The organism is Nocardiopsis sp. NPDC055879 (assembly GCF_053615935.1).
On sequence record NZ_JBSHCT010000073.1, the window covers coordinates 1 to 2,539 of the forward strand.

2 pseudogenes are annotated in these 2,539 nt (G+C 69.1%); both read right to left on the reverse strand.

Annotated elements, in window-relative coordinates:
* A pseudogene (locus tag ACWGKS_RS29765) lies at positions 1-1,742 on the reverse strand (Eco57I restriction-modification methylase domain-containing protein); the annotation flags it as partial.
* Positions 1,739-2,539, reverse strand: a pseudogene (locus ACWGKS_RS29770) (DISARM system SNF2-like helicase DrmD); the annotation flags it as partial. The pseudogenes ACWGKS_RS29770 and ACWGKS_RS29765, both read right to left, overlap by 4 nt.

The window sequence follows — 2,539 nt, forward strand, 5'->3', positions numbered from 1 at the left end:
CAGACGACCTCCTCCGCGAGGAACCTCGGCGTGTAGTGCGTCCCCGTGTTCTTACGCAGCGAGGAGTCGGTGACGTACAGCTCCCCGGAACGGATCACCAGTGGCAGCCCGCGCAGGTCCAGCCGGATGAGGCGGAAGAACGGCAGCAGCCGATCCACCAGATCATCCTCACGGGGAAGCACCCCGCGCAGCTTCTTGCGGGCTTCTTGCTCTTCCGCCCGGCCCATCGGGGCCAGGAGCTTGGCCAGCTTGTTCTTGGACCCGATCTTGGAGTCCTTGTACTTGGTGGCCAGCGCGTCCGCCAACGACTCCACGTCGGTGCACTGCGCCGCCAACTCCTCCAACGCGCGCAGCTCCACCTCCTCCTCGGAACCCTCCTTGCCGACGAGCCCCACCACGAGGTCCTCGGCTCGGAAACCGTCGAAGGACAGCAGACCCTCGTACACGTAACCGATCTGCTCCACGTCCAGCGCGCGGAAGGACAGCTTGCGCAGTTCGGCCGACTTGCCCTTGCCGACCCGCACGTACTGCACTGCCTTGAGCATGTGCAGCACGGTGCGGTCATCGATGTCCAGCGGCATCCATGGGAAGGTCTCGGGGTTGAACAGCGATCCGTCGAGCGGGTGCATCTTCAGCCGGGGGTGGTCCACACCGCCGTAGACCGCGTTGAACAGCGCCAGCAGTCGGTGCCAGGCCGCCGTGGTCCGCTCCAGGTCGTCCTCGGTGCCTTCCCGTGCCTGTTCGTGCAGCTCCTGGTACAGCCCACCCGCCGAGTACGCCCGGGCGTACAGGTCGTTGTCGGAGGGCAGCAGGCCGCGCTCCTCGGCGAAGAGCAGGAACACCACCCGCATCATCACCGAGACCGAACCCCGGTACACGTCGTGCGCGGACACCCCGCTCAGGTCCCGGTCCCCGCGCTCACGCGCGCGGGTGTCGGCCCGGCCGATCGCGGCGACCAACAGCTCCACCGCCTGGCGGACCTGCACGCCGAGCGCCTCGGTGACTTCCTCCTGGGAGTCCATGCTCTGGGCGAGCAGCTTGACCAGCCGCTCCTCTTCGGGAACTCCGAAGAACCGACGTCGGTTGAGCAGCGAGTAGAAGGCCCGCAGTACGTCGCGCTCGGCGGAGTCGGTCCACAGTGAGGCGTCGAAGACCGCCGTGGTGGTGACCCCGCCCTTGGGCGCCCACACCAGCACCCACCAACGGCCATCGGTGGCCAGCCCGAGCTCCACACCGTGGTGGCGGCACAGCTGCGCCAACCGGTCCACGGGGGTGGCCGACCAGGACTCGTCCTTGATCCGCTGCTGCGGGGACTGACCGGCGGGGCAGACCAGGCCGAGCAGCCGCACCCGGTCCGCCTGGACCTGGTCACCGCTCTGGTCCCCGGGTTCGGTGAGCACGAAGGACGGCTCCACCCGGGTGTCGTGTTCGGCGACCTCCAAGGCCAGAGGCCCCAGGCCGTCGGTGCGCAGGTCCTCGCCCCAGCCGAGCAGTCCGCCCAGCACGTAGCGGACCCACGCGTCCCGTCCGGCGGACAGATCTTCCTGCCAGACGGTGTGCTCGCGGCGCAGCTCCCGCCGCTGGTCCTTGTCCAACGGGTCCAGTCCGGCCGACCACACCTGGCGCAGCACCGGCAGGGTCAGGAACGGGCCGCTGACCTCCAGCAACCCCAGCCAGTTCAGGTGCTGGTCGCGGACCAGGTCGGTGCTGCTCTGCATGTTTCGCGAACGCGGGGCGCTCATCGGACTGCCTCCTTGCGGGGAACGACGAAGACGACGGCGACGGGGAAGGTGTGCGGCTCCTGCCGCGAATAGCGCTGCTCGATGGCAGCCAGCTCGCGCTCGCGCTCCCCGTCCAGGGACGCCAGCCGTTTCTCCCAGTTCTCCCGGTCCTTGCGGTACTGCTCGCGCTCTTCCTTGGTCTGGGTGACGGAACGCTCGCTGAACAGGGCGTCCTCGTCCTCCTCGCTGGACAGAGCCTTCTTCAGGTTCTCGGCGAACTGGCCCAGCACAGTGGTCACCCGGCTGCGCTCGTTCTCCTCGCGTTGCTGGAGCTGGCGTTGCAGTTGCTCCAGCCGGGTGTCCGCGCGCCACTCGATCGCGCGTTCCAGACCCAGCCCGCCGTTGGCCCGCTCCCACCGGTCGCGGATCCGGCTCCACACCGCGTCCGACAGCGGTCGGCCGTCGGTCAGGGCCTTGTTGAGGATGCCGCCCAGGGTGGTGAGGTTCTCCAGGCGTCGGAAACGACCGGCCTCGGGCAGCCAGCCACCCGAGTGCAGTACCTCCTCGTGCAGACGCAGCCCGTCCGCGCCCACCAGCACGAACCGTGAGTAGGCGCCGACCAGTACGTCTTCGAGCGCGGGGTCGTCGCTGACCACGGCGGTCACCCGGTTGAGTCCCACCCGGTCGTTGGACACCGCGGTGCGCAGCAGGCCGATGGAGCGGGCCACCAGCGGGTGGTTCAGGTGGGCCAGAACCACGTCGTCGCGGCCCTGGACGTCGTTGGCGTCGAAGGTCACCGGGAGCTGGCGGTGGCCGGC